This window comes from Salipiger pentaromativorans, from assembly GCF_024721115.1.
GTDB lineage: Bacteria > Pseudomonadota > Alphaproteobacteria > Rhodobacterales > Rhodobacteraceae > Salipiger > Salipiger pentaromativorans.
Map to the genome: position 1 here is coordinate 93,423 of NZ_JAMDHK010000015.1, position 2,232 is coordinate 95,654.

Consider the following 2,232-nt stretch of genomic DNA (forward strand, 5'->3'; position numbering starts at 1 on the left):
TCGCGATGGAGCCGGTCGTGGCCGGTCTGCCGCCTGAGGTGGTTTCTCAAGTCTCGCGAATGATGAAGGCCGAACGCGAGCGCCTGACCCAAGCAGTCGAGGCTTATGAAGTGGCCAAGGAAACACAAAAGCCCACAGCACTAAAGGCCCTTGTAAACCAAGAGCCGGGTTTGATGCTGATCGTCGCTAGGATAGCCAACGGTTACTCCCAGAAGGATCTAGCATGGCGCCTAGGAGTGAAAGAACAGCAAGTCCAGCGTTGGGAAGCAGAGCGATACGGACAGATCAGCCTCAAGAACTATAACCGCGTCGCGGCGCTGCTCGGCGTACGCCTGACTGCGGACATGCCCGACCAACCTGCCTTCCGTGGGCTGGACAAAGTGATTGACGGGGTCTCGAAGTCCGAAATCAAGAAAATCCTAAAACATGGACGCGAGAACGGCTGGTTCGCCGAGGACTTCACCGAGGCTGAGCTTCGCCGCTACATCGCCGAGAACCGGATCGACTTTGGAAGCCCTGGGCTACTCCGAACTGGCCTCAACGTTGTCGACCACACCGAAGACGTCATGCTCCATGCCTGGCGTGCTAGGGTAACAGCCAGGGCGCGCGAGGCTTTCGCGAGCGTCGAGGACGTTCATGAGCCACTTGAACTCAAGTGGATGCCCGGACTGGTCCGTCTGAGCAACGACACCCGCGGGCCGCTCCGGGCGGTGGAAGTGCTCGCCGACCGCGGCATCGTTTTGATCGTGGAACCACAGGTCCCCGGCCTGAAGATCGACGGCGCAGCCTTCATCGTGGATGGGAGACCGGTCATCGGAATGACCGTCAGGACCGACACCGTGGACAACTTCTGGTTCACGCTGATGCACGAGCTTGCCCACGTCACGCTTCACTTCTCCACCGGGCTGGCCGTAGGCTTCTACGATCAGACGGATCAAGAGGCATCGGTCGATGAACAGGAGGAGGAGGCAAACCGCTTCGCCTCCAACCTGCTCATCCCGGAAGAACGCTGGCGGCGCTCTACCGCCCGCATCGCGAAGTCGGCTGCGGTAATCGAGCGCTTTGCCAACGAGTTGGGTATCCATCCGGCGATTGTTTTCGGGCGGATACGCAAAGAACGGGGAGAGTGGTCCCTGTTCGCAAACAAGATCGGGAGGAACACCGTGAGGAAACTGTTTGTGGGCGAAGCCCAGAAAGGAAAGAGTGATGCTCCCATACTTCCCGGCCCTCAGGGCTAAACCCGGCGAATTCGCTGCCTGCGGTAGGCTGGCCGCCCGTTATCAAGGGCATGTCTGCCCTCGCTTCGTGGTGCCGCCTACCACAGAGTCAGACCCAGAAAAGGGGCGCATACCCACGCTGGACGAGATTGCCTACATGATGGGCGAGCGCCTCGGAAAGAGCTGGCCGCACCGGCGTGCGTTTCTCGACCCGCAACTGGCAGCGGCGGCCCTTGGCGACGAGGGGGTGGCGACCCTCTTCCGCATCGCCACGGCGGTAAATCCCCGCCTGCTTCCGGTGCTGTCGATAGCAGATCTGTCCAATCCGGCCCGCCAGGCACTCGTTCGGGAGGGGGACGTCAGGGCGGGTATCTACATGGACTTCGAGGAAGTTGATCCCGCCGCTTTGGTCGAGGCGGTGGAGAAGGCGGGCGTCCGGCCGGAACAGTGTGTTCTCTTCGTGGACTTCACTGGGGCTCCCTTGGGCGCTGACTTCGCGCCCGCCATCGGCGAAATCTTCGATCAACTGGACGGCGCGGCGCGGTGGAGCAAAATCGTCTACCAAGCGTCAGCGTACCCGGATAAGCTTCCGGTCGGTGCCAACGACCAAACGTTGATCGCCAGAGCAGAGTGGACCACTTTCTTGGCGTCTCTCAAAGAGACTGGTGTCCAACCAGATCGACTGGCCTACGGCGACTTCGGCGCGGATTGCGGGCGGATGGTGTTCCCGAAGGGCAAGGGCGGTGGACGACCGAGGCCGCACCTTCGCTACACCGGTAAAACCCACACCTTGGTGATCAGAGGCAGCGACTCGGGAGCCTTCACGCCGACGATGCGCGAAGTCTGCAGGCAGATCGTCGAGAGCAAGGATTACTGCGGCAGAGGCTTCTCCCCCGCAGACGACCGGATCTGGCGCAACGCGAAAGGGCTGACAGAAACCTGCGGCGACGCGACTGGCTGGCGGGAACTGAACACCGCGCACCATCTGGTCAGGATCGTCAGGGACTTGGGCGCC

At 61.5% G+C, this 2,232-nt stretch carries 2 protein-coding genes and 1 pseudogene; all 3 read left to right on the forward strand.

Annotated features, from left to right (window positions below; translation table 11 throughout):
* On the forward strand, positions 1-1,238 hold a 1,238-nt coding region (locus tag M4578_RS19515), incomplete at its 5' end, for an ImmA/IrrE family metallo-endopeptidase (RefSeq protein ID WP_258094930.1).
* Positions 1,207-1,932, forward strand: a pseudogene (locus tag M4578_RS19520) (beta family protein); the annotation flags it as partial. The gene M4578_RS19515 and the pseudogene M4578_RS19520, both read left to right, overlap by 32 nt.
* Before the next feature lie 242 nt (positions 1,933-2,174).
* The coding region (locus tag M4578_RS25815) for a hypothetical protein (protein ID WP_420854821.1) at positions 2,175-2,232 on the forward strand (58 nt) is incomplete at its 3' end.